This window comes from Pseudovibrio sp. WM33 (assembly GCF_001623165.1).
GTDB lineage: Bacteria > Pseudomonadota > Alphaproteobacteria > Rhizobiales > Stappiaceae > Pseudovibrio.
Window position 1 is genome coordinate 3,580 of the sequence record NZ_LMCK01000151.1, and the last position, 479, is coordinate 4,058.

Below are 479 nucleotides of genomic sequence, written 5' to 3' on the forward strand. Positions count from 1 at the left end.
CGCTGTAAGCGCGATGCGCTGGCTATCAGCAAAAGAGAACTTGCCGCAGGTGGTGCAGATCCCCTTGCGGCTCCATTCCAAAAATCCGTCCCGGATAAGCTTGTTGCTGTCCCGGTCCAGATTGCCATCACCAAGCCGGGCAACCGGCTTAATCTGCAAGCCATTGCGGCCCACAACATTGCGCCGCAAATGAGAGTAAAAGCCTTTCAGGTAATCGTTGTTCTGGCTTTGCTCCCTGCTATGGGAAACCAGCCCCAACAAGTCTTCCTGGGCATCGCGCATCAAGGATGAATTGAGCCCCATCAACTTGAACTTTACAAGACGATCCGGGCGGGCCGCTTTGTATTTTCGCACCGCCCCGCCCGGCTGTTTAACAGGCAGCTTTGCAGGCTTGTTACGTCTGCCAAAAAATCTTGCAAATGCACCCATTATCTAAACTCCACCTTCCGCAAACGATGACTGCCCCGGCCCGTGCGCTT

Annotated in this window: 1 protein-coding gene; it reads right to left on the reverse strand. The window is 54.5% G+C overall.

Features of this window, described 5'->3' with window-relative positions; translation table 11 throughout:
- A partial coding sequence (locus PsWM33_RS27560) for a phage portal protein (protein WP_193778479.1) occupies nt 1-429 on the reverse strand: 429 nt, incomplete at its 3' end.
- Between the last annotated feature and the right edge of the window lie 50 nt (nt 430-479).